At 39.0% G+C, this 24,879-nt stretch carries 21 protein-coding genes; 9 read left to right on the top strand and 12 right to left on the bottom strand.

Going from position 1 to position 24,879, the window contains the following annotated elements; genetic code table 11:
- Positions 1–56: 56 nt before the first annotated feature.
- The gene (nfuA, locus tag AC1M89_RS09895; protein ID WP_035269609.1) at positions 57–695 is read right to left on the bottom strand and encodes a Fe-S biogenesis protein NfuA; all 639 of its coding nucleotides are present in this window, start codon (positions 693–695) and stop codon (positions 57–59) included.
- A 159-nt stretch (positions 696–854) separates the two neighbouring features.
- Between nfuA and AC1M89_RS09890 the strand changes: the two genes are divergently transcribed.
- The 3 genes from AC1M89_RS09890 (at position 855) to AC1M89_RS09880 (ending at position 4,283) form a co-directional block, all read left to right on the top strand.
- Positions 855–1,472, top strand: coding sequence for a rhomboid family intramembrane serine protease (locus AC1M89_RS09890; protein WP_035269610.1), 618 nt, complete (start codon positions 855–857; stop codon positions 1,470–1,472).
- Between the two features lie 156 nt (positions 1,473–1,628).
- Positions 1,629–2,582, top strand: coding sequence for an ABC transporter substrate-binding protein (locus AC1M89_RS09885; RefSeq protein WP_481614169.1), 954 nt, complete (start codon positions 1,629–1,631; stop codon positions 2,580–2,582).
- A gap of 159 nt (positions 2,583–2,741) precedes the next feature.
- Entirely contained in the window at positions 2,742–4,283 is a 1,542-nt protein-coding gene (locus AC1M89_RS09880) for a hypothetical protein (protein WP_481614168.1), read from the top strand.
- A 74-nt stretch (positions 4,284–4,357) separates the two neighbouring features.
- Here AC1M89_RS09880 and AC1M89_RS09875 read toward each other — a convergent pair whose 3' ends face one another.
- A complete protein-coding gene (locus tag AC1M89_RS09875) occupies positions 4,358–5,980 on the bottom strand; it encodes an inorganic phosphate transporter (protein WP_180027990.1) in 1,623 nt (540 codons plus the stop codon).
- Positions 5,981–6,438: 458 nt separating this feature from the next.
- On the opposite strand from AC1M89_RS09875, the gene metH reads away from it, so the two are divergent.
- Complete coding sequence (gene metH, locus AC1M89_RS09870; protein WP_481614167.1) at positions 6,439–10,125, top strand: methionine synthase; 3,687 nt, start codon at positions 6,439–6,441, stop codon at positions 10,123–10,125.
- 276 nt (positions 10,126–10,401) lie between these two features.
- Positions 10,402–11,706 carry a YopA family protein gene (locus AC1M89_RS09865; RefSeq protein ID WP_481614166.1) on the top strand — a complete coding sequence of 435 codons (1,305 nt, stop codon included), beginning with the start codon at positions 10,402–10,404 and terminating at the stop codon, positions 11,704–11,706.
- A 95-nt stretch (positions 11,707–11,801) separates the two neighbouring features.
- Here AC1M89_RS09865 and AC1M89_RS09860 read toward each other — a convergent pair whose 3' ends face one another.
- Entirely contained in the window at positions 11,802–12,176 is a 375-nt protein-coding gene (locus tag AC1M89_RS09860; protein WP_481614165.1) for an endonuclease domain-containing protein, read from the bottom strand.
- A 320-nt stretch (positions 12,177–12,496) separates the two neighbouring features.
- Between AC1M89_RS09860 and dhaK the strand changes: the two genes are divergently transcribed.
- Complete coding sequence (gene dhaK, locus AC1M89_RS09855) at positions 12,497–14,227, top strand: dihydroxyacetone kinase subunit DhaK (RefSeq protein ID WP_481614164.1); 1,731 nt, start codon at positions 12,497–12,499, stop codon at positions 14,225–14,227.
- 72 nt (positions 14,228–14,299) lie between these two features.
- On the opposite strand, the gene AC1M89_RS09850 is transcribed toward dhaK, so the two are convergent.
- The 8 genes from AC1M89_RS09850 to pnuC form a co-directional block, all read right to left on the bottom strand.
- Complete coding sequence (locus AC1M89_RS09850; RefSeq protein WP_481586536.1) at positions 14,300–14,593, bottom strand: cold shock domain-containing protein; 294 nt, start codon at positions 14,591–14,593, stop codon at positions 14,300–14,302.
- A gap of 71 nt (positions 14,594–14,664) precedes the next feature.
- Positions 14,665–15,924 (bottom strand): glutaminase, encoded by a 1,260-nt coding sequence (locus AC1M89_RS09845; RefSeq protein ID WP_481614163.1) that lies wholly within the window; start codon positions 15,922–15,924, stop codon positions 14,665–14,667.
- 41 nt (positions 15,925–15,965) lie between these two features.
- A complete protein-coding gene (locus tag AC1M89_RS09840) occupies positions 15,966–17,186 on the bottom strand; it encodes a GGDEF domain-containing protein (RefSeq protein WP_481614162.1) in 1,221 nt (406 codons plus the stop codon).
- A gap of 224 nt (positions 17,187–17,410) precedes the next feature.
- On the bottom strand, positions 17,411–18,571 hold the full coding sequence (locus AC1M89_RS09835; RefSeq protein WP_481614161.1) for a GGDEF domain-containing protein: 1,161 nt from the start codon (positions 18,569–18,571) through the stop codon (positions 17,411–17,413).
- Between the two features lie 56 nt (positions 18,572–18,627).
- On the bottom strand, positions 18,628–19,116 hold the full coding sequence (gene def / locus AC1M89_RS09830; RefSeq protein WP_481614190.1) for a peptide deformylase: 489 nt from the start codon (positions 19,114–19,116) through the stop codon (positions 18,628–18,630).
- A 152-nt stretch (positions 19,117–19,268) separates the two neighbouring features.
- Positions 19,269–20,402 carry a GGDEF domain-containing protein gene (locus AC1M89_RS09825; protein WP_481586539.1) on the bottom strand — a complete coding sequence of 378 codons (1,134 nt, stop codon included), beginning with the start codon at positions 20,400–20,402 and terminating at the stop codon, positions 19,269–19,271.
- Positions 20,403–20,768: 366 nt separating this feature from the next.
- Complete coding sequence (locus AC1M89_RS09820; protein ID WP_481591919.1) at positions 20,769–21,035, bottom strand: hypothetical protein; 267 nt, start codon at positions 21,033–21,035, stop codon at positions 20,769–20,771.
- A 119-nt stretch (positions 21,036–21,154) separates the two neighbouring features.
- Positions 21,155–21,718, bottom strand: a complete 564-nt coding sequence (pnuC, locus tag AC1M89_RS09815; protein WP_481614160.1) for a nicotinamide riboside transporter PnuC — start codon at positions 21,716–21,718, stop codon at positions 21,155–21,157.
- A 173-nt stretch (positions 21,719–21,891) separates the two neighbouring features.
- Here pnuC and AC1M89_RS09810 point away from each other — a divergent pair, with 173 nt between their 5' ends.
- Positions 21,892–22,683, top strand: a complete 792-nt coding sequence (locus AC1M89_RS09810) for a crotonase/enoyl-CoA hydratase family protein (RefSeq protein ID WP_481593925.1) — start codon at positions 21,892–21,894, stop codon at positions 22,681–22,683.
- Positions 22,684–22,705: 22 nt separating this feature from the next.
- Positions 22,706–23,605, top strand: coding sequence for an alpha/beta hydrolase family protein (locus AC1M89_RS09805; RefSeq protein WP_481607520.1), 900 nt, complete (start codon positions 22,706–22,708; stop codon positions 23,603–23,605).
- 8 nt (positions 23,606–23,613) lie between these two features.
- Here AC1M89_RS09805 and AC1M89_RS09800 read toward each other — a convergent pair whose 3' ends face one another.
- Complete coding sequence (locus tag AC1M89_RS09800; RefSeq protein WP_051586611.1) at positions 23,614–24,063, bottom strand: hypothetical protein; 450 nt, start codon at positions 24,061–24,063, stop codon at positions 23,614–23,616.
- Between the two features lie 353 nt (positions 24,064–24,416).
- Here AC1M89_RS09800 and AC1M89_RS09795 point away from each other — a divergent pair, with 353 nt between their 5' ends.
- The gene (locus tag AC1M89_RS09795) at positions 24,417–24,617 is read left to right on the top strand and encodes an acyl-CoA thioesterase (protein ID WP_481614159.1); all 201 of its coding nucleotides are present in this window, start codon (positions 24,417–24,419) and stop codon (positions 24,615–24,617) included.
- The last annotated feature ends 262 nt before the right edge of the window (positions 24,618–24,879 follow it).

Raw genomic sequence — 24,879 nt, 5'->3', positions numbered from 1 at the left:
AAAGCCCCCTTTTAATGGGAGCTTTTCAAATCAACTTTTGTAAATTTAAAGGCAACTTATTTCATATAAGCGCCTTCTGATTGGCTGTGGTCTGTCTGGTCCACAACACGTTGTAACTCTGGGATATGCTGTTTTAGCGTAACTTCAACACCTTGTTTAAGTGTCACATCAATTGCTGAACACCCTTGACAGCCACCACCAAATTTCAAGACCGCTGTTAAACCATGCTCAGCATCTTCAACCACTTCAACCAATGCACAGTTTCCACCATGCCCTGCTAAACCAGGGTTAATTTCTGACTGTAATACATAGGTTATACGTTCTTCAATCGATGCATCTGGACCTACACGTGGCACTTTCGAGTTAGGTGCACGGAAAGTCAACTGACCACCAAAGCGATCTTTGTTGTAATCAATCACTGCATCCAATAAGTATGGGATTGATGGTGTATCAATATATGCAGCAAATTTTGGATATTCTTGTTTATAGTCGGTTGGAACGACTTCATCTGGTGCACTATACGCCATGCAGCATTCAGCACGTGGTGTACCCGGATGTTCTACGAAAACACGTACCGCGATACCAGGAGTATTTTGCTTCTCTAAAAGTTCAAACAAATACTCTTGCGCAGTTGGTGTAATTAATAAATTTGGAATTTCTTCAGCAACTGCAGTGCTGGTGTTCTCAGTCGACATAACAATTTTTCCTCAAGCTGAAGACTCTATTTTAACTGAAGATCGGGGATAATATTTAAAATTCAACTAAATTTGTCAGAATTATTATATTAATAACAATTAAATTTAAAAAAATGGCATGATGAATAGAATTAAAGCAATTTATTCAATCTTATCCATATGCTTGATTTACCTTTTAATCATACTGTCACCATCGTTTTAATTACGGTTGCCATTTCACTGGTTGCATTTTCCAATCAAAATATTATGAATCGTTTGATTTTTTGGCCTCCAGCCATGCAGAAAGGTCAATACGATCGATTTATCACGCATGGTTTTATACATGCAGATGGAACACATCTACTGTTCAATATGATCACACTCTTTTTCTTTGGAAGTGTAATTGAGAGTTTTTATCGACAATACTTATATGAACTCGGATTTGTTCTGTTCTATTTAGGCGGTTTAATCGCGGCAATTATTCCAAGCTATTTAAAACATAAAAATGATCACCGCTGGGCAAGTCTAGGTGCCTCTGGAGCAGTATCAGCAGTCTTGTTTGCTTATATTTTATTTCAACCATGGAAACTGATATTTGTCTTCTTTATTCCAGTTCCAGCCATTATTTTTGCCGTGCTTTATGTTGCTTATAGTATTTGGTCAGGTAAACGTGGAAACAGTAACATCAACCACAGTGCACATTTATGGGGTGCAGCCTACGGTGTCGTGGTTACGATATTGATTGAACCTCAAATTATTCCACATTTCTTCAGCAAGTTGCTTCAACTACCGCTCTAATTCTTTGATCATTGCGGGGGCTTAAAACACTCCGCACAAATACCCTTAAATTCAAAGTTGATGCTGGTAAATAAATCAAAAACACAAATTCAACAATGATAATGATTATCATTTATATATTCATGTTAAGCTTTTATCAAACCTCGAGGTATTGATATGTCTTACATTAAACTTCCATTGGCACTCATTCTTTCATTCAGCGCCTTTGTTTCATATGCTCAACCTGTTCAATTCACTTATCAAGATCAAACTATTCAACTTCAAAATACGCCACAGAAGCTGGCTGTTTACGAACTATCCGCGTTGGATACACTGAATGCTTTAGGTATTCAAGCATCAATCGTACCTGAAACTACTTTTGTTGGTGCTTTGAAAAAATTTAATGACAAACAATATGTAAAAGCTGGATCTTTATTTGAACCCAACCAAACCTTATTAAAAGAACAAAAGCCAGATCTCATCATTGTCGGCGGGCGTTCTGCTGCAAAATTAAATGAGGTCAAAAAAATTGCACCTGCAATCAACCTCTGGCCTGATACTCAAAACTTCAATCAAGACCTGAAAAATCGCACACTTTTTTTAGCAAAAATGTTTAATAAGGAACAACTCGCACAATCTAAATTAGATCATGTCTATGCCCTTCAAGCACAACTTAAACAACTCACTAAAGGCAAATCCGGCCTGATGCTTTTTGCCATGGGTGATAATTTTATACCGCATGCAAAGAATGAAAGATTTGGATTTACCTATAATATTTCTGGCTTAAAGTCAGTGGTGCCGCCTGCAGCACCTCAAGCCTCAAGTGCTCGACCTGCTCCAAACTCACCAGAAGCTCTTGCTGCCGCGCAACGCAATTTAGAGCGTCTAGTACAAGCAATAAAACAAAATCCTGATTTCATCATTGTGTTAGACCGTGGTGCTGTAAACACGCAAAACTATGCTGCGAAACAACATATTCAATCACATCCATTACTCAAGAATAGTCAAGCAGTCAAAGAGAATCGTGTCATCTTTGTTGATGCCGATGCCTGGTATTTAACGGGCGCTGGCTTAGATAACACTGCATTTATGTTAGAAGAATTGATCAATGGTATAAAAAATACTAAATAATTGATTTTGTTTATAAAGGAAGTCTTCGGCTTCCTTTTTTTAGAAATATCTCGTAATAATTCAATCAATATCTGGTAATTAATGCCACCTAGATCATTAATTTTGTCAGGATAATGTAGGCATCCGCGAATTTATTCATTTTTTTTTGAGATTTTTTGCATGTCTAATCAACCTGATGGTTTACAATTTTCCTCTAACACGTCCTCTAAACCCAGCAGTTCAAAATCAGGCCAACGCATCGTCAGTGCGGCATTACAACAAATTCAGCCAGAATACGCTGATGCAGTTATCAATGAAAAGAATTGGCGCAAATCCTATCCGATTCATTTTAAACGGTTGGTAGAATGTGGGCTCTCATCACCTGAAGCTGCGCTGCGCATAGCTCAAGATGGACTTCAACAAGCTTATGAAGAATTTAGTTTTCAACGTGATCAACATACACACGCATTGAATGAAGTGATGAATCTTAAATCAAAAGATTTAAATACCTACACACTTCAAGGAAACTCTACTGCTGAGCCGCAATGGTTTGTACCTTATCAGGGTAAAAATTTAGAAGGTCAAGCCCTACTCGACCAAATTCAACTCTGGTTAGACCGAGGTATTATAGAAGCATCACATGCTCAGGCACTACAAGCGTGTGTGCAGCATCCAGAGTGGTTTGACCTTTCGGATCGAACAATGGTGCTGTTTGGTGCAGCTTCTGAAGCAGGACCTTTACCTTGGCTGGCGAAATGGAAAGCCAATATCGTGGCGCTTGATTTAAATCATGAGCGAGTATGGACAAAGATTTTGAATACTGTTCTGCAAGGCAATGCGACCTTATACGCTCCAAGTGTCGAATTAATAGATTCATCTGCATCTATACGTGAAGCTGCAGAGTGTTTAGGCGTTAACTTATTAACAGATACCCCTGAGATTGCACATTGGCTCACCCAGTTTGATCAAGACTTAGATCTTGCCGCGATTGCGTATTTAGATGGCGAAAAGCATGTTCGTGTTTCTATGGCGATGGACGCCATTATGCAACATGTCAGCCAACAAAAATCCAATACCAGTTTAATGTATATGTGTACGCCCACTGACGTCTACGCTGTACCACAGGAAGTTATTCAAGGTGGATTAGATAAGTTTAAATCACGCTCTAAACTTGAAAATATTCTGTCCAAGAGTATTTCGACTGTCTCTCGTGATTATTTTTTCAAACAAAATGAAGAACGCTTATTCCAATGTCATGATAAACAGTATGGGATCTGCGACTGTCTTGTGGTTGAACAAGGTCCAAATTATGCGTTGGCGAAAAGGATTCAACAATGGCGCGCTACGTTAGCACGGTCACAAGGTCAACGTGTCAGCATTAATATTGCTCCATCGACCACTACACATTCGGTAACCAAAAACCCATTATTAAAAGCTGCTTTCAATGGTGCCAATTTGTTTGATGTTGAAGCATTTGAACCCGCGACGACCAATGCGATTATGGCTGCGTTGTGGATTCATGATTTGAGAAACCCACAGTCGGTTGCCAATCCTGACATCGCCCTCAATCATCCATTAGACTTAATCATGCATGGTGCTAATCATGGTGGATTATGGCGTGTAGCATATCTCGCACGCACCGCCCTACCATTTGCCGCATTATATGGTTTTGCTGAGGAAAAACTCCCCTTGAAAAAACTTTGGTCTAAATTCCAAAAATAAGCGTCATAAACAATTGATCATAAAAAAAGCGCTGATTGTTCAGCGCTTTTTTAGTCTTTAAGTATTGAATTCAATCAGGTGAACTGAAGGAACAACCAGAATAAACCACCTGATAAACAGATTGTTGCTGGCAGTGTGAAAATCCACGCTGATAAGATTGTGCGAACCATTTGGAAGTTTAAGCCCGACTTATTCGCAACCATCGTACCTGCTACAGCAGAGTTTAAAACGTGTGTTGTTGACACTGGCATACCAAAGCCATCAGCAGCAGCAATCGTTGACATTGCAACTAACTCTGCAGACATCCCCTGACCATAAGTCATGTGTTGTTTACCAATACGCTCACCAACGGTAACAACAATACGTTTCCAGCCTACCATCGTCCCTAGACCTAATGCCAATGCAGTCGCAACTTTCACCCATGTTGGAATGTATTGCAGGAATGAATCTAAGTTATCACGGTAGTTGTCCACTGTTTTTTCTTGCGCTTCAGTCATGGCAGGTAAAGCTTCTGCTTTATCTAAACGCTTGAATGCAGTCGTGCTGAGGTACATATCATTACGGAATTCAGCCACTTGATCTTCAGGAACATCTTTAATGGATGTGTAGCTTCCTACTTTTTCACCTAAATGATCCGTCAAGCTTGCCAAAGCTGGCACAACTTCAGGTGTGATTTCTTTGGTTTGGATATATGACGTGATAATTTGACGTGCTTTTTCATCTGGAATATCTTGGTGATTTGGATAAATCAAATCAGCAGTTTGAGCAGATAACTGACCAAACGTTTGGATATGTTGTTGATCTAGACTCTTGTTTAAAGAGTAAGCCAATGGCACGATCCCGATCAGAATCAACATAATCAGACCCATACCTTTTTGACCATCATTTGAGCCGTGTGCAAAACTTACACCGGTACACGTGAAAATCAAAATGGCACGAATAAGTGGCGGCGGCGGTTTATTCCCTTCTGGTGGTTGGAATAATTCCACTTGTTTCTTAAAGATTTTTTTAACCAATAAGAACAATACAGCCGCAAATGCAAAACCGATTAATGGTGAGAATAAAAGTGCTTTACCCACTTTCATCACCTGTTCCATGTCTACACCTGACGCACCATTACCTGCGTTTAAGATGTAGTTCATGATGCCCACACCTAAAATTGAACCGATCAGTGTATGAGAGCTAGAAGCAGGGATACCGAGGAACCAAGTTCCTAAGTTCCATACGATTGCGGCAATCAACATGGCAAAGACCATGGCAAAACCGGCACCTGAACCGACGTTCATAATCAATTCAACAGGCAATAGCGCGATAATACCGTAGGCAACTGCACCACTTGCGACCATTACGCCAAGGAAGTTACAGAAGCCTGCCCACATTACAGCGACAGGTGCAGATAAAGCGTTGGTATAAATGACCGTTGCCACAGCATTGGCCGTGTCATGGAAACCGTTAACGAACTCGAAACCCAATGCGATAAACAATGCCGTGGCCAACATGATCACAGCATAAAGATTTAAAGCAGGCACATGAGATAAATCAGCAGCCAACTGAAAACCAATGTAAATCAAGGTTGAAACAATCAGTGTAAGGAACACTGGCATAAAGAATTTCGGCGTTGGCACGTGAACATTCGTCGACTGCATAGGCGTTGACGATTGTGCTGAATCTGAAACTGGAGTTTGATTAGAATTCATGCAAGCAGAGAAAGAGGATAAATATCCCCTCTATTGTTCAATTTAATTATTACAATTATATGACAAAGAGCTGTCATATAAGTCATCCAAATGACACTTATTTAAGAAAATTAAACTTTAAAAACTAATGATATTCAAAATTTAACAATAATAATCATATAGTTAATACAAAAACCTCGTCTTTAATCTTTATTTCAATCGGTAATTAAATAGATGAAATAAAGATGACATCACTGTCACATTTGTTACAACGGCAATTATTATTACATTAGATTATGACAACATGATGAAATATAGACAGTTTCAGTTTTGATAGGTTGGTCATCGTAGTCGATGGATGAAATTCATCCTTAATTTTTTGGGAATAGGTTCATAAATTTTTATTTATCAGAAAAGTGGACGTAACTCTGCTAAAATATTGCACCATTATTTGTGCAGATTTTTGTGAGAGTCATTTGATGTCTACCCTCGCCACCTTAAAAGCGCTTCTTGCCAAACGTATCCTGATTATTGATGGTGCAATGGGTACCATGATCCAACGCCACAAATTGGAAGAAGCTGATTACCGTGGTGAACGTTTTGAGGATTGGGCCTACGACCTTAAGGGTAATAACGACTTATTGGTTCTAACTCAGCCACAGATTATTCAAGGCATTCATGAAGCTTATCTTGAAGCTGGTGCAGATATTATTGAAACCAACTCGTTCAATGGAACGCGTGTTTCAATGTCTGACTACCATATGGAAGATTTGGTTCCTGAGATTAACCGTGAAGCAGCTCGAATTGCCAAAGAAGCATGTAAAAAATACTCAACACCTGAAAAGCCACGTTTTGTCGCGGGCGTATTAGGACCAACGTCACGTACCACTTCAATTTCACCAAATGTAAATGATCCGGCATTCCGTAACATCACCTTTGATGAGTTAAAAGTTAACTACATTGAAGCGACTAAGGCATTGATTGAAGGTGGTGCAGACATCATCTTGATTGAAACGGTCTTCGATACCCTAAATGCCAAAGCTGCGATCTTTGCAGTGAAAGAAGTGTTTAAAGAAATTGGTTACGAACTGCCAATTATGATTTCGGGCACCATTACCGATGCATCTGGCCGTACACTCACAGGTCAAACCGCAGAAGCATTCTGGAACTCAATGCGCCATGCAGAGCCTTTATCGATTGGCTTTAACTGTGCACTGGGTGCAGATGCGATGCGTCCACACGTCAAAACCGTGTCTGACGTTGCGGATACTTTTGTTTCAGCGCATCCAAACGCAGGCTTACCAAATGCCTTCGGTGGTTATGATGAAACCCCTGAAGAAACTGCAGCATTTATTAAAGAATTCGCTGAAAGTGGTTTGATCAACATCACCGGTGGTTGTTGTGGTACGACGCCTGATCATATTCGTGCGATTGCGCAAGCAGTTGAAGGTATTGCGCCGCGTCAAATCCCTGAAATTGAACCTGCATGTCGTTTAAGTGGTTTAGAGCCATTTAACATCACTAAAGATTCATTATTCGTCAACGTCGGTGAACGTACCAACGTGACAGGTTCTAAAAAATTCCTTCGTTTAATTAAAGAAGGTAACTTCACCGAAGCTTTAGATGTGGCACGTCAACAAGTTGAAGCCGGTGCGCAAATCATCGACATCAACATGGATGAAGGGATGCTGGATTCGCAAGAAGCGATGGTGCATTTCCTGAATCTGATCGCGTCTGAGCCTGATATTTCACGTGTGCCAATCATGCTTGACTCTTCTAAATGGGAGATCATTGAAGCAGGTTTGAAATGCGTCCAAGGTAAAGCAGTTGTTAACTCGATTTCCTTAAAAGAAGGTTATGACGAGTTTGTAGAACGTGCTCGCCTCTGCCGTCAGTACGGTGCGGCAGTCATTGTCATGGCGTTTGATGAAAATGGTCAGGCGGATACTGCTGAACGTAAAAAAGAAATCTGTAAACGTTCTTATGATGTGCTTGTGAATGAAGTGGGCTTCCCTTCTGAAGATATTATCTTTGACCCAAACGTGTTTGCGGTCGCAACAGGTATTGAAGAACACAACAACTATGGCGTGGACTTCATTGAAGCAACAGGTTGGATTAAGCAAAACCTGCCAAATGCCATGGTGTCAGGCGGGATCTCAAACGTATCGTTCTCATTCCGTGGGAATGAGCCTGTTCGTGAAGCGATTCATGCGGTGTTCTTATATCACGGCATTCAACAAGGCTTAACCATGGGTATCGTCAACGCAGGTCAGCTTGCGATTTATGATGATATCGATGCTGAGCTAAAAGAAGCTGTTGAAGATGTGGTGCTGAACCGTAACCAAGGCGCAAGCGGTCAAGAAGCGACTGAAAAATTACTCGCTGTTGCGGAAAAATATCGTGGTCAAGCGGGTGCGCAAAAAGCCGAAGAAAACCTTGAATGGCGCAATGAACCTGTTGAAAAACGTCTTGAATACGCGCTTGTAAAAGGTATTACGACTTATATTGATGAAGATACCGAAGAAGCACGTTTAAAATCAGCTCGTCCACTTGATGTGATCGAAGGTCCACTCATGGCAGGGATGAACGTGGTTGGCGACTTGTTCGGTGCCGGCAAAATGTTCCTACCTCAGGTGGTGAAATCTGCACGTGTTATGAAACAAGCTGTGGCTTGGTTGAACCCGTTCATTGAAGCAGAAAAAACCCAAGGCGAAGCCAAAGGTAAAATCTTGCTTGCAACAGTAAAAGGCGACGTACATGACATTGGTAAAAACATTGTCGGCGTGGTACTGGGCTGTAACGGTTATGACATCGTTGACCTTGGCGTGATGGTACCTTGTGAGAAAATCTTACAAACTGCGATTGATGAAAAAGTTGACATCATCGGTTTATCAGGTTTGATCACACCGTCATTGGATGAAATGGTCTTTGTTGCCAAAGAAATGCAACGTAAAGGTTTTAACATTCCATTGATGATTGGTGGTGCAACAACATCGAAAGCGCATACTGCCGTGAAAATTGCGCCGCAATATCACAATGATGGTGTGTACTACACGGCTGATGCTTCACGTGCGGTGGGTGTTGCAACACAGCTTTTATCTGCTGATATGAAGCCGCAATTGGCAGCGGATTATGCAGCGGATTATGAAAAAATCCGTACACGTCTAGCGAATAAGCAACCGAAAGCTGCAAAACTGTCTTATGCTGAATCCGTTGAAAATGGTTTCAAAATTGACTTTGACAAGCATGCACCTGTAAAACCAAACTTCATTGGTTCTGAAACATTCACCAACTATCCTTTAGAAACTTTGGTGGAATACTTCGACTGGACACCATTCTTTATTTCTTGGAGTTTGGCGGGTAAATACCCGAAAATCCTTGAAGATGAAGTTGTGGGTGAAGCTGCACGTGATTTGTTTGAACAAGCACAAGCGATGCTCAAAGACATCATCGAAAATAAACGTTTCGATGCGCGCGCTACTTTCAGTCTTTACCCTGCCAACCGTGTTGCAGCAGACACTGTTGCGGTAACTGATGAAAATGGCAATGTGACGCATACCTTTGAGCATATTCGTCAGCAGTCTGACAAAGTCACAGGTAAAGCAAATTTCTCACTGGCTGACTTTGTTGCGCCGAAAGACGTGGCGCAAGATTATTTGGGTGGTTTCACTGTATCGATCTTTGGAGCAGAAGAGCTTTCGCAAGAATACAAAGCCAAAGGTGATGACTATAACGCGATTATGGTTCAAGCCTTGGGTGACCGTTTTGCAGAAGCATTTGCAGAACACTTGCACCAACGTATTCGTAAAGAGTTTTGGGGCTACCAAGCTGATGAACAGCTTTCTAATGAAGAATTGATTAAAGAGAAGTATGTGGGTATTCGTCCTGCACCGGGCTACCCTGCTTGTCCTGAACACTCTGAAAAAGCACCACTGTTTGATTGGTTAGGCACCACTGACAAGATCGGAACTTACTTAACCAGTAGCTTTGCGATGTGGCCACCTTCATCAGTGAGCGGTTTCTACTATGCAAACCCTGAAACTGAATACTTTAACGTGGGTAAGATCTCTGGCGATCAGCTAGAAGATTATGCGAAGCGTAAAGGTTGGACGTTGGATGAAGCAAAACGTTGGTTAGCGCCGAATTTGGATGATTCGATTGCTTAATTGATTATCTGAATCTTTTTAAATCCCCCTTTTTCAAAGGGGGAAGAATTCATTCGTATCGAATATAAAAAATCCCCTCGAGTGAGGGGATTTTTGTTTTTAATCTCCCCTTACCCCTCTTTTTCAAAGAGGGGAATTTCGTGTATCAAATTGATTACGTGACAGCTCCTCTCTTTTTTAAAGGGAGGTTAGGATGGATTTTTTTTGATAATCATTTGATTCATAGAAATAAAATTTATACTATCTGAATATAAAGATATTGATCAATGAATAGATATGTCTAACTTTGTACCATACTATAACTTTAAAAAAGAACCTTTAATTCTTAATAGATCATTAAATGCACAACTCCCAGATAATGACAAAATTAATGAAAGCAAAGTTAAAATTATTTTTAACCATAAACGAAAATTTTCTTTTAAATTTAATATTTCAATCCACAATTCTGAAGATGACCCATTCTTTAGTTTATTTTTACTAGCACATAGTTCAGGGATTAATAAAGTTCGTATTAAAGAAGTCGATATACCTGCTTTTTGTATCCAGTCAGGTGGAGAAAAAAACAAGTTAGTACTTAGTCCAAGACAAAGTAATTTTGATATTCATACTACAATTTTGTCAAATGACAAGAAGATAAGTTACGTCATTGGTCACTTATTTAATTTTAAGTACTTTTTTAAAAACACAATTAGTTTTATTTATGATGATTGGAAAATTGAGATCAATCAATCACCTGAATTATCTGAAAATGATTTAAAAGACTGTAAAAATGAAGAAACCCAAATTAATACCCATACTATAAAAATTTCTAATGTCTCTTTGAAAAAGTTTTCAATTGAAGAAGTAAAAGAATTAATAACCGGGCTAAATTTATTTTTCTCATTTTATATAGGTGACTGGAGATCAATTGTGCTACCAATTGGGTTTGATCACAATGGAAAAGCAATTTGGAAACCTTATGCTTATTCTAGGAATTCAAAAAAATCCCCTCACTATAATTGGTCATTATCATATAAAGATTCATTACTCTGTACTCTAGCACCTCTATTCTTAAGAAAATACTATACTGAGCAACACTGGAAAAAAGCGCTACATGAAGTCATTTTTTGGTTTATCTCCTCGAATGACTTAGATCATGGAAAAGAAAGTGGCGTAATTCTTGCGCAATCTGCTTTAGAATTACTTGCATTCACTTACATTGTTCAACATAAGAAGTTATTAGTAAAAGAAAGTTTTAAAAAACTAACAACCTCTGACAAACTTAGACTTTTCTTAAGAAGTTTAAATATTGCTATCGATATAGAAGAATCTCATAAAAAGTTAATGCATAAAGTGGGCAATCATACTAAATGGGCTGACCTAGCCCATGCCATTACAGATATAAGAAATAGTTTTATACATCCAGAACATAGCGCTAAAGGAAATTTTTATGATGTTGCACTTGATTCATGGAAAATATCTTTACGGCTTTTAGAATTGTCTATATTAGCAATATGTAACTATGATGGTGAATACTCTAATCGAGAAACTGTGACTATGTACGGACAACTTGAACCCGTACCTTGGACTCAAATAAATTAATCCCTCCTAACCTCCCTTTAAAAAAGAGAGAAACGACACGAATCCACAACCACAATCAAATTCGTGTGAAGTCCCCCTTTGAAAAAGGTGAGAAACTACGTTTCGCAAGAGGGGGATTCCTGCTGAATAAATTGATAAATTGTTTCCACTACCTCATTAATCCGCCCCATGACCTGCTCATTATCAAATCTTAAAACTTTTAACCCCAACTGAGCCAAAGCATCATCCCGAATCTGATCTGCTTCTAAACCTACAACCGTAAAGTGCTGACTACCATCACACTCAATCACCAAATTGGCAGCTGGACAGTAAAAATCTACGATGTAATTTAAGATTGGCTTTTGGCGATAAAACTGCAAACCTAAAATTTGCTTATTGCGAAGCCGTAACCATAACAGCTTTTCAGCATCAGTCATGTTATTGCGTAAATCACGCGAGGCTTGTTTTAAATTTTTATTGTAGGGCTTCATTTTTATTCTCTTTTTTAAAATCTCCCCTAGCCCTGAGCCATATATGGCGCAAGGGAAAAGAGGGAAATTTCACGCATCTAAAACCGCAATCAAATTCGCGGAAAGTCCCCCTGAGCGAGACTTAAGCACTGCTTTATGTAGAAGCGCAAAAAAGGGGGATTTAGGGGGATTCTTTTCATCAAAATATACATCAAAAACCGTCCCTTTTCTAACCACCCAACCCCAAATCATCCGTTTTAACATTTTTAGATCAGCAAATATTTCAAGTTTAGTGAATAATTAATACTTATTAATGAAATTACCAAAAGTTTGATATTTCCATGAAAAAACTCATCAACCACCCTGAAAACTTGGTTGTCGACATGTGCAAAGGCTTTGTCTTGGCACACCCAGAACTTGCATTCACTGAATCACACAAAATCATTTCAAGAAAAGAAAAACACAACAATGTTGCCCTGATCAGTGGTGGTGGTAGCGGCCACGAACCTGCACATGCAGGCTTTGTCGGTCAAGGCATGTTAGACGCAGCCGTATGTGGCGATGTCTTTGCATCACCTTCACAAATTCAGGTCTATAAAGCACTGCAACACGTCGCAACTGATAAAGGCGTGCTAATGATCATCAAAAACTATTCTGGCGATATGATGAATTTCCAGAATGGTGCAGCTTTAGCCATGGAAGATGGCATCAAAGTCGACTTTGTGAAAGTTGCAGATGATATAGCGGTTAAAGATAGTTTATATACAGTCGGTCGTCGTGGTGTCGCAGGCACAGTCTTTGTCCATAAAATTGCAGGGGCTGCCGCATCAAAAGGCTTAGAGCTGAGTGAAGTTAAAGCGGTGGCACAGAAAGCCGCAGCCAATGTCATCAGTTTAGGTTTTGCCTATAGCTCATGTACTGTTCCCGCCAAAGGTACACCAACTTTTACCCTTGCCGATGATGAAATGGAATACGGCGTCGGTATTCATGGTGAACCAGGCATCCGTCGTAAAAAAATCTTGCCAGCAAAAGAACTGGCACAACGTATGGTCGATGACCTGTTTTTAGATCGTCCAGACATGAAAGAAGTTGCAGTATTGATCAATGGCTTTGGTTCTACCCCAATGCAAGAACTGTATCTGTTTAATCATGATGTATGTGAACACCTTGCACATAAGGGCATCAAAATTTACCGTACTTTTGTCGGCAACTACATGACCAGTATCGACATGAATGGTGCATCCATTTCATTACTTGAATTGGATGATGAACTCAAAACATACTTAGATGCTGAAGCCAACACCCCTGCCTTTAAACTTGATGGTTCACCTGCTTTAGCCATTGAGTTTGCGATAAAAGATACGGCTACCCAACATCAAGGCAACAGCCAAGTTGAAACTGCAGCAGAACATGCTGAAATTCAAAATGAGCAATTTACCATTGAAAACATGCGCTATGTGGTCGATGTCATGGCTGCCTGTATTATTAAAAATGAAGTGCCATTTTGTGAGTTAGACGCGCACGCAGGTGACGGCGACTTCGGCATGAGTGTGGCTAAAGGCTTTAAACAACTCAAGAAAGAATGGCAAAGCTTGATCCAAGCACAGCAGATGGATGAATTCTTGCTCAATAGCTCCATGATCATTATGGAACATTGTGGCGGTGCTTCGGGTCCCATCTGGGGTTCTGCATTCCGTGCCGCAAGTAAAGCCATTCAAGGTAAAACCACGTTAAGCGTGGTGGATTTTGCCGATATGCTGCAAGCCGCAGTAAAAGGTATTCAAACCACAGGCGAACGTTCATTTGGACGTGGCGCTGTTGTCGGTGATAAAACGTTGATCGATGCTTTAGTGCCATGCGCAGATTCATGGTCAAACAACACCGACAAAAGCTTTAAGGAAAACTTTATCTTAGGTGCTCAAGCTGCTGTTCAAGGCGCAGAATCAACCAAAGAGATTGTTGCACGTATGGGTCGTGCAGGTACTGTCGGGGATCGTAGCTTAGGCTATCCTGATGCAGGTGCATATGGTTTAGGTGTGATTTTTACCGATATTGCCGATCATCTAAAATAACATCTAAACATGACATGAATGATTGATCTGTTCTACAAAAAAGCCCTGATGATTCAGGGCTTTTTTTGCTTTTTATTTTTTAAAACTTGATAATAATGCGCTGGTAATCGCCTGATTATGTGATGCCACACGAGACTTCTTCGCTTTCGCTGACTGGTCAGCTACACGTTGAATTTTGACTGCTTTTAATTTACCTTGATTTTCAACAACCTGAAATTTGACTCGGTCATTGCGTTTTGGCTCACCTTCATCTGCAGGAAAGTCAGAAATGTGGAAAAAAATATCCTCACCTGCACCACCAATAAAACCAAAACCTTTATCGGCATGATAAATTTTAATTTTGCCTTGCTGGACTTCAGACTTCATAACATTCCCAAAAAAACGGTATACAATTTTCAATATTATACACGCATCTTAAAGTGCATCATCTTTGCTGATCACTTTAAATAATCATGCAAGTGCTGTTGGACAATGACGCGTTTGTGTCCTTTACTTTGTTGTTCCGATAACAATGATTCCGCATCTAAGACCACTACTCTGTGACCATCATCCTGTAGACGTTTCACACCTTCAAATAACATTCGAGCACCGACATCATGGATTAAGGTCAGATGTGTAAGATCAAGCACTACTTTATTTTTACCTACAGGCTCATTCTGTAACTCACGCAAGAACATTTCAGTCTCTGTAAATTGCAAGACACCACGTAGCTCATACACCACCATGCCATCATCATACTCACGGCGACTTTGGATAATGGTTTGTGCTGAAGGGGTTCCCTCCATTAAATGTAATCCCATATCACTTGATAGACGTTCAAAGATTTCCACACCTCGAACACTGTTGCCATGGCTGTCTAATTTAGGCGAAAAAACCGCAATTCCAACCTGACCTGGTAAGACACCAATGATCCCCCCTGCCACACCACTTTTGGCAGGAATACCAACGGTGGTCAACCAATCCCCAGCTGCATCGTACATACCACACGTCATCATGACGCTAAGTACCTGACGACATACCTGACGATCTAAAATACATTTCCCCGTAACAGGATCTTTTCCACCATTCGCTAATACACTGCCCATTCGCGCTAAATCTTTCACGGTGACTTTAATCGCACACTGTAGAATATAACCATGAACAATATGCTCTGGGTCTTCTTCTAGCACGCCGACGGTACGCAACATATATCCAATCGAAAGATTACGAAATGCTGTTTTGAGTTCAGATTGATAGACTTGCTCATCAAAGGTTAATTCACGCCCACACAGTTCACTCAAGAAACGTCGTAAATGTTCTGCACGAGAAACAGTCTTTTTATGAGGTAATAAAGAATGTGTCGTAATCGCACCCGAGTTAATCATTGGGTTCTTGGGAATCGATCGTTCTTTTTCTAATGAGATTTGATTAAATGCTTCCCCCGAAGGTTCAACACCAACTTTTTCTAATACCTGAGCCAAACCATGTTCTTGAATCGCTAACGCATAAGCAAATGGTTTAGACATTGATTGAATTGTGAACTCAACTTCATCATCCCCTGAAGAATAAATCGTACCATCAATGGTTGAAAGTGCTAAAGCGATACGATTTGGATTGGCAGCTGCCAGTTCTGGAATATAGTCAGCCAATGCTCCTTCGGTATTCGCATGACATTGGTCCAATACATGGGCAAGATAATCAGGTACAGGTGTCTTCATTTTTATTCTCTTGGTGATCAATGGAGACCCAAAATAAGATCTCAAATGTTAAATTCAGCTGTCGATATCGTGTCACATCTGACTTGATTACGACCATTCTGCTTTGCAAGATATAGTGCTTTATCCGCTGCACTATAAATCCTTTGCTTTACTTCGTCTGTGTATAGATGTGGTAAATTTTGTGACATCGCCACGCCAAAGCTTGCCGTTATTTGAATAAAAGTCGCTGGGCTAATCTCAATTTTTTCACTTTCGATCGTTCGACGGCAACGTTCTGCGATGTTTAATGCTTCGTCGATATCACCATCTGTCAGTACTAGAACAAACTCTTCACCACCGAGCCGTCCTACTATATCCTCTTCTCGTGTTTGCTGTTTTAAAACGAGAGCAATACGTTTAAGTACAAGATCACCAACATCATGACCATAATTGTCATTAATCTGCTTGAAGAAATCGAGATCTAAGATGATGAAAGCAAAGCTGCGATTTTGTTGAATTAACTTACTAGTAAACTGATTGATGTAACGACGGTTATAGAGGTTGGTTAACGCATCTTTCTGACTTAGTATTTCAATCTTACGCTCACGTCGTCTCCACTGCGACAAGATCAACTCAAAAAAAACTGCTGAGCACAACAGTATGGGTAAATATAGTACCGCCATACTTTTCAGCCAAAAAGGATTGGCATACAAATTAGATTGATTCAGTGCATCACTAAATAATGGTGCATAAGTCAGTTGACCATTGGCCGTCAGTACTGCCAACCACACGATAATACAAGCAATAATAAAAGAGACGCTATAGATGATGCGCTGTTCATATAACACAAAACCAATTAATACAATATTGACCGTTCCCGCCATCACCGCAGGACTATAAATCCCAACCGTGTATCCTGAAAAAATGACAATCAATCCATAAAATAAGGGGATTAAATAGCCCAAGATTTGGCGAGCAGTAGCATTTTTTCGAAGCACTAAAGCGATCGTCAGAAAACACGTGGTCAAAATCACTTGTAAACATGTGGTCAAAGTCCGATGAGGATAATATTCTGGATCTAACCAAATTTGATATTCTGAATGGAAAGTTAGGTAGTACCACAACCAATGACCGATGAGCATCAACAGCCCAAATATAAGTAACAGAATCCCTTTATTAAAGTTGGACCAGTTAATAATAGAACGATCAGATTCTAACAAGACATATTTGATAGCTTGCAATAAACTGCGCTGTTGTTGTACTTCATTCTCTCGAGTCATCATCTAATTGTATTATCGAATATTCATATTTATTTTTATTAAAATTTGGATGTATTCAGCGATCATGTCAATGCGCTTTAAGCATTAAAAAGACTGCTTTATCGTTCAGATCAATTTATGGTATGAATTTGATGATCACTGACCAAAACAAAAGCATTGCTATAAAAAAACCTAAACGTATGTTTCTCTATAGTTAGTAGTACCAAAACCGAAATTTAATCATTGAATTAAGCTGACTGATATAACTGTACCTGATTTCGTCCGCTTTCTTTGGCAATATATAAAGCGTGATCTGCACAATGCGTAATGACATCTTGATCAGATAACTCATGGGATAGTGCAATACCAAAGCTTGCCGTCACATTTAACGAGGTTCCATCATCCAGCACAATTGGCTGATGTGCAATCGCGTTACGGCAACGTTCTGCGATATCAACCGCTTGATCACGACTGAGATTGTCCAGAATTAATATAAATTCTTCACCGCCATAACGTCCAACCGTATCACCAATACGAACATGATATTCCAAACGCGTCGCCACCTGTTTCAGGACTTCATCTCCTGCTGCATGACCATATTGATCATTAATTTGTTTAAAATGATCCAAATCCAATAAGATCACAGCATAATCAGCACGATCCTGCTGAAAATGTGATAACACTTCATTGATTTGACGACGGTTATAAACGTTCGTTAGTGCATCAAATTTACTGCTGGTTTCGAATTGTTTTTCACGACTGCGCCATTGGGTGAGTAAAATCTCAAAGAATAAAACACTCATAAGTAAAATGGGCACGTAGAGCTGTACCATGCTCATGACCCAAAAATCATTTTGGTAAACGATACTTTTATTCAACTCATCACTAAACATAGGTGCATAACGAATTCGATCGATATGCGTCAAGTAACACGTTAATAACGTGTATATCGTAATTGGAATTGCAATCCCATAAATAATTTTACGGCTATAAAATACCAACCCGACCAATACAATACTAATGAACCCTGCCATTGTTGCAGGACTATAAATTCCAATCGAATACCCTGAATAAATCATGGTCATTCCAAAGAAACTAGGGGCAAAGTAAGCAATGAAGGTTTGAAACTTAGCGATATGCTGAAACTTGAAACAACTCCAAAACAGGACAAGATAAATCACGGAGGTCACCAACAATTGGGTAACACGTAATTCAAAATAGTCAGGATTTAACCACTGTGCTTTTTCAGGGGTATAAAAAGCCACAATTAACCAGCGAGCGACCTCAAGTTGGCTTAGAATTCCAAAAAAGAGGATAAGCCGTCCCTTTTTAAAATCACTCCAATTGATCAGCATATTTTGAGGATCAAGGATGTACGTATTGGCCATACGATACAATCGCTTAATCATATGTTGAATCTTCCTGATTAACTTCATTCTGTCCTTTTATCTTTTATATTGTCTTTTTAAGCAGCGTGAACTCGCTCTACAAACAAGATCCCATCAAGATGGTCAATTTCGTGTTGAATAATTCGTGCAGGGAATCCTGAAAAAGTCTCAGTAATTTCCTGTCCTTGCATATTACGATAACGGACACGGATTGATGAAGCTCGAGCTACTTCCGCACGTCGATTCTCTACACTTAAACATCCCTCTTCTCCTAAAACAACATGATCAGAACGCTCCAATATTTCTGGATTAATCATGTAAATAGGCTCCATCTCAGGCGCATCGGGATACCGTATATTGGGTTTTGAAGCGACGATAATAATCCTTTTAGAGACATAAACTTGTGGCGCAGCAATATCGACACCATTGCGCTGTTGCATCGTAAAATTCATTGCTTCAACCAGATGCGTTAACCAGCTACTACTAAACTCAAGTTCACTTACCGGCGATGCAACCAATTCAAGGATCACTTCACCTTTTTGAGCAACGGGTAGTATCGTCATAATACGTTCATCTCAATTATGATAAGAATTTGATCTTCATAATTTTTTAAATTTTTAAATCAAATATTTGATTAATAGTCAACCAATCTTAAAGCATTTCAAGATGAAGTAAAACTGATTTAAATGACGAATTTGTGACCTGATAATTTTACGGCTCAAGTTTCACTTTTTTGTATGACATCAGCATCCTGAAGTTCGTAGTAGTGTCTAACCTGATTACGACCACGTTTTTTTGCCAGATATAATGCTTGATCTGCATGACGAATCACCGCTTCTTTATTTAAATTAAATTCAGAAATGGCTATACCAAAGCTTGCTGTCACTCTGATCGTCGTACGTTCATCGATATAAAAGAGCTCATTTTCAATTTCTTTGCGACACCGCTCTGCGACCTCCATCGCAGCTCTGAGGTTTTTATTCTGCAACAGCATCACAAACTCTTCACCACCAAATCGCCCGACAATATCTGTATCACGTATATTTTGACGTAGTACATTGGCAACACGCTTTAAGACGTTGTCTCCGATATCATGACCATAGTTATCATTAATACTCTTAAAATGATCAAGATCTAACAGAATGAGAGCAAATTTTCGTTCTTGTAATTGAATTTCATTGAGTTCTAAACCTATTTTTCGACGGTTATAAATCCCCGTAAGCGGGTCCATTTGACTCATTAAATTAATTTGTTTTTCTCGATTTCTCCATTGCGTCAACAAAATCTCAAACAATACAAAAGTCGCAAAAAAAATAGGCACGTAAAAATAAAGTTGTGAATAAACCCAGAATTCATTAAATACCATGACTGAATAATTGAGCTGATCACTAAAGACCGGTGCGTAGGTCATGTAACCCAATGCACTACTGACAATTGCAATGAGCATATATACAGTGACTGGTAAAAAAAGCAGATATACAATCTTGCGTTCAAATAAAACCAGACCAACTGTTAAAATACTGATAAATCCCGCAACGGTAGCAGGACTACTGATACCAACCGAATAGCCACCATAAATAAAGCTTACGGAAAATACCAAAATAATAAAGTAAGGTAAATATTGTCTCACCCATTCTTTATGACGCCATATGACACAAGGAATGATCAGCAAAAACTGTAATACACAGCACAGCAACATCCGTGATAGGTGAAAATAATAATAATCAGGATTGAGCCAATGATGTAATGCAGGATGATGAAATGAAAATAAATACCATGTAATCCAGGTGATATGTGCAAGCCCGCCCAATACCATGACCAGAATACATTTATTTAAGTTACTCCAATTCATCAACACACTTTGATTCATAAATGAATGAAGTGTATAGGGGCGAAAAATTCGATTGAATAGTCTTAACATAATGAACTAACTCAATTGAAACAGCTCATCAAAATAAACTATATTTTCATTTAACTCTGTAATCATTAAATCTATTTCACCCCTACAAAATATAGTGAATAAAATCACATATTTTTTATTATAATTGCACTTATTATCACAATCTAACCTTAAGATTAGGATTTATCAAGGTTTTTTTACCATTTATTCTATTTTTTTTTAAAGCTTTTTTTGCTTAAATCCAGCTAAGGATACGCTCAAGCATTTTAATTTGACTCAGCTAAAAATTGCTAAGCACACTCCTAACTCTTAGAACTCTTAGAGATCGAGTTCTCGATAAATAACTTTAATTTCTTGTGCAATGTGAATACTGACTCGATGATGCAAATATTGAATCAAAATATCAAACTGCTCTGCACCATCGTCTAATCCAGTACAAAAATATTCAGTATGAGGAGGAAGCGTTTTTAACCACTGACTTTGATAAAAATCGGCAACGGATTCAAAATTAAGATAACGGTGAGGATGCTGTTGTAATGATTTTACAAATTGCAGAAATCGAGCTTCCCAAAAGTGGATAATCATACATTTAAAGTCTACTGGTTAAATTCAATTTTATTGTTACGTCGATCTTCTTTATTTTGCAGATCGAATCATTCAAATCAATGTCCATGGATGCAAATGCTTTAGATTGAGTAGACGGTTTACTGTTGAAGTTGATATTTTTTCTTCCACTGAAGATAACCTAAGAATGCTAAAACAGTAAATGCGGTATAAAGCCCAGCCGTCAAATATAGATCTTTATACATAAACATCATGACATAGATGATATCCACCGCGATCCAAGCAGGCCAAATTTCCAAATATCGTTTTGACGTCCAATATGTAATGAGCAGACTTAAACTTGCCAATTGAGCATCTAAATAAGGAATGGAAGCATCCGTAAAATAATCCAGACCTAAACCAAAAATAAATCCTGCCAACATTGTAAAAAACACATGTTTGATAATTCTCAACCCTTGAATACGATTGATGGCAAGTTGCTCTTGTTGTTTAAACTGAGCTTTCCATATCCACCACCCATACACACCTAAACCGATAAACACGCATTGCAATATCGTTTCACCATAGAGTTGATAATCATAAAATAACTTTGCATATAAGCCATAAGCCACGAGATTCACAGGCCAACACCAAATATTACGGCGAATAGTGAGGGTTACACCCAATACACTAATCAATACTGAAATAATTTCTAATAGGCTCATACACTACGTAAAATGATCGTGGTTTATTTGATACGCCTATCCTAACGCATATTGAATGGCACCATACATGATTCTTAACGAACACGACTTAGCGCTGTTCAATTTGAACTGCACAGTTTTGACCTAACCATTAAACTCCTCTAAAAATAGAATATCCTCAATGGAAAATAATAATGATGAATACAACTCAAACGACCAGAATAACCATTGAAATTCGCAATCATCTGATGTTGATTGGTTTAAACCGTGCTGCGAAGCGCAATGCATTCGACAGTCATATGATTGATGAACTTTCACAAGCACTTACCACCTATGAAGACCAGTCTGATTTACGCTGTGCTGTGATTTATGCACATGGAGAGCACTTTACGGCAGGATTAGATCTGGTTGAGCTTCAGCCGCGTATGTCAGATGGTATATTTTCGGAAGATATGAACTTGATTAACCCATGGGGCACGACTGGTCGTAAACGAAAAAAACCAGTCGTTGTCGCTGTGAAGGGGTATTGTTTTACTGCTGGAATCGAACTGATGTTGAATGCCGATATCTGTATTGCCCATCAAAATACCCAATTTACTCAACTTGAAGTGCAACGTGGCATCCTCCCCTTTGGCGGAGCAACTTCACGCTTCGTTAAAACTGCAGGTTGGTCTAATGCAATGCGCTACTTATTGACGGGGGATTTTTTTGATGCTGCAACTGCATTTCGACTTCATTTGATTACTGAAGTAACAGAACAAGATCCGCTTGACCGTGCCATTGAACTTGCCGAATCCATCGCTTCAGCTGCTCCACTCGCTGTTCAAGCCACCTTGACGGCTGCTCACGAAGCGATTTCACATGATGAGCAGTACGCTTTTAATCAGTTAAAGACTCATCTTCTTCCACTAATACAATCTGAAGATGCAGTCGAAGGTATGCGAGCAATGAGCGAAAAACGTCAACCTCGCTTTAAGGGTCAATAGTTCAATATCGGGAAATATAGACATGCAAGCCATTCCAAATGTGAACCAGATGCCAAGAAGCATCAATAAAACTCAAGTTCAGTTTCCTGCCTTAGATAACTATATGCTCACTGGCACTCGCTACCTATCATCTGGTGTGAAGACTGTTGCACGTATTATTGTGGCTTCAGCGACAGCGGTTCCCCAACCTTTTTATCGCAGATTTGCAGAGTATGCTGCAGAACGTGGTTTTGAAGTGCTAACCTTTGATTATCGTGGTGTGGGGGCATCATCTCCAGCACAACTCAAAGGTTTTAAAATGAGTTATTTGGATTGGGGGAAACTTGATCTCGCTGGTGCCATTGAATACTTTTCTAGCGATACTTTCCCCTTATTTGTGACTGCGCACTCTTATGGTGGTCAAGCCTTGGGACTTACCCCTAATCATCATCAAGTCAGTGCCATGTGTTGCTACGGTACAGGTGCAGGTTGGGCAGGATATATGCCGTTCAAAGAAAGATTCAAAGTATCCGTGATGTGGAGTATTGTGTTTCCACCCATTGTCGCAGTCACAGGTTATTTACCTTGGAGTAAATTCAATATGGGCTCTGATCTGCCTTTAGGGGTATATCAACAGTGGCGTCGTTGGTGCAAAAATCCGTTATATTTTTTCGCTGACCCCGAGCAACAAGATTTAAAAGCACAATATGCAAGTGTTAAAACCAAAATTTATGCTGTTTCAGCATTAGATGATGATTGGGCTCTCCCAAATTCGAGGCAAGCCTTTATGCAACATTATCGTTCTGCTGATATGCGCTACATTGATATCACAGCCAAACAGTATCAAATGCCTGCAATTGGACACATGGGATATTTCAAAAAAGGCGCAGAGAAAATTTGGGATGACATGCTCCAAAATTATCTCAATTTAGTTAATGATTAAATTCTAAATTACTGAATGAAGTCAGATTGATGCTCTACCCCTTGTGCGTCAGTATGTCGATACATGATGCCATATTGACTCACATAGTATTCAAGAGATTGATTGCGATATTCCCATAAAATCGACCACTCACCTAAATCAAATTGATTGATCTGACATAAAGTTCGTGATGGCATCTTGTTCAAAAACTCATATTGAATTTGCTGAGCAAACTTGATATCACGATGATTTACACGTTTCTCAAACAGTAATTTAGCAACCTCATCAAACATACGAATATCTTCGACAGAATCCGTATCATACACCAAGCGCGCCGGCTGGCTGAGATCAGTAGGCTTGAGGAGTTTTGTTAAATCAAAGTGCCTCTGCGTATTCCCCATAATCAATTTAGGTTGTAATAATAGTCGCCATACGGCATAGCAACTGACCAAAGCAAAACACACCACGATTAGCATCATATTTTTTACTCATTCCGATGATTATTCATTGAATCGTTCATTACAGAAATGATTATTTCTTTATTTTTATTGTTAATTTTCTTGGTGTTATTAAGTTTTAACTTTTAAAATATTAACTTAAAAACCAGTAGAGGGATGGCACGAAACGTAACAACTCATTTCAAAATCCACATGTTATGTAAACCGTGTAAATCTAGGTAATTTTATTCAATTAATATGACTTAAAAGTACGTTGAAAGATTCTCATTAAAATAGGGTTTAAAATCTTAGTGTTCTAAATCATTACGACATTTTTTGTCGTTTAACTTGATACGCATCTACACTATTCTTTTCTCAAATTTTATAATTTAACCATGAACTATTCCCGTAAACGCAAACCCATTACCAGTGCATGGCCAGTTGAGCATGATTGCTTCCTCATTGAAAACAGTCATCTTCAACTCGAAGCATTGCAACAGACGCTTCCTTATCCTGCTCAAGAAATTCAAGATCGCCAAGAAATCTTGGGGCTCACGAGACGTCGTCGTCAAATGAAAAAATTAGGTCAATTTTAATTTTCTAATGAAGCTAAAAATAAAATCCCAATAATCCATCAAGTTTAAGTATTTTTTGTTTAATGAATTAACCCTCGTCCCCTCTCTGACAATGAATGGATTTCGCCATATTCTTGGATGGTGATTTGCCATCATTTTTGCTCAAAAATAATTATTATTTAAATGCCCTCTCAAAAATGGATCCAAAATATTTATTTTTAAAGATTATTATTGACTTTTTATCTATAAAATAGAATTATTGGATCCAATTGATAAGGAGATC

The sequence above is a fragment of the Acinetobacter sp. ANC_7635 genome (genome assembly GCF_056779945.1).
Note: the sequence above shows the minus strand (reverse complement) of the source record. Positions and strands in the feature narration are given on the sequence as shown.

Bases quoted from the DNA above. Each gene is read 5' to 3' on its own strand.
- AC1M89_RS09810 (WP_481593925.1), top strand. From the start codon at position 21,892: ATGATGAATACAACTCAAACGACCAGAATAACCATTGAAATTCGCAAT.
- AC1M89_RS09860 (WP_481614165.1), bottom strand. From the start codon at position 12,176: ATGAAGCCCTACAATAAAAATTTAAAACAAGCCTCGCGTGATTTACGC.
- AC1M89_RS09795 (WP_481614159.1), top strand. From the start codon at position 24,417: ATGAACTATTCCCGTAAACGCAAACCCATTACCAGTGCATGGCCAGTT.
- AC1M89_RS09825 (WP_481586539.1), bottom strand. From the start codon at position 20,402: ATGAATTGGAGTAACTTAAATAAATGTATTCTGGTCATGGTATTGGGC.
- AC1M89_RS09875 (WP_180027990.1), bottom strand. From the start codon at position 5,980: ATGAATTCTAATCAAACTCCAGTTTCAGATTCAGCACAATCGTCAACG.
- AC1M89_RS09885 (WP_481614169.1), top strand. From the start codon at position 1,629: ATGTCTTACATTAAACTTCCATTGGCACTCATTCTTTCATTCAGCGCC.
- AC1M89_RS09800 (WP_051586611.1), bottom strand. From the start codon at position 24,063: ATGATGCTAATCGTGGTGTGTTTTGCTTTGGTCAGTTGCTATGCCGTA.
- nfuA (WP_035269609.1), bottom strand. From the start codon at position 695: ATGTCGACTGAGAACACCAGCACTGCAGTTGCTGAAGAAATTCCAAAT.
- pnuC (WP_481614160.1), bottom strand. From the start codon at position 21,718: ATGAGCCTATTAGAAATTATTTCAGTATTGATTAGTGTATTGGGTGTA.
- metH (WP_481614167.1), top strand. From the start codon at position 6,439: ATGTCTACCCTCGCCACCTTAAAAGCGCTTCTTGCCAAACGTATCCTG.
- AC1M89_RS09820 (WP_481591919.1), bottom strand. From the start codon at position 21,035: ATGATTATCCACTTTTGGGAAGCTCGATTTCTGCAATTTGTAAAATCA.
- AC1M89_RS09840 (WP_481614162.1), bottom strand. From the start codon at position 17,186: ATGATGACTCGAGAGAATGAAGTACAACAACAGCGCAGTTTATTGCAA.
- AC1M89_RS09880 (WP_481614168.1), top strand. From the start codon at position 2,742: ATGTCTAATCAACCTGATGGTTTACAATTTTCCTCTAACACGTCCTCT.
- AC1M89_RS09890 (WP_035269610.1), top strand. From the start codon at position 855: ATGCTTGATTTACCTTTTAATCATACTGTCACCATCGTTTTAATTACG.
- AC1M89_RS09865 (WP_481614166.1), top strand. From the start codon at position 10,402: ATGTCTAACTTTGTACCATACTATAACTTTAAAAAAGAACCTTTAATT.
- AC1M89_RS09805 (WP_481607520.1), top strand. From the start codon at position 22,706: ATGCAAGCCATTCCAAATGTGAACCAGATGCCAAGAAGCATCAATAAA.
- dhaK (WP_481614164.1), top strand. From the start codon at position 12,497: ATGAAAAAACTCATCAACCACCCTGAAAACTTGGTTGTCGACATGTGC.
- AC1M89_RS09835 (WP_481614161.1), bottom strand. From the start codon at position 18,571: ATGATTAAGCGATTGTATCGTATGGCCAATACGTACATCCTTGATCCT.
- AC1M89_RS09845 (WP_481614163.1), bottom strand. From the start codon at position 15,924: ATGAAGACACCTGTACCTGATTATCTTGCCCATGTATTGGACCAATGT.
- AC1M89_RS09850 (WP_481586536.1), bottom strand. From the start codon at position 14,593: ATGAAGTCTGAAGTCCAGCAAGGCAAAATTAAAATTTATCATGCCGAT.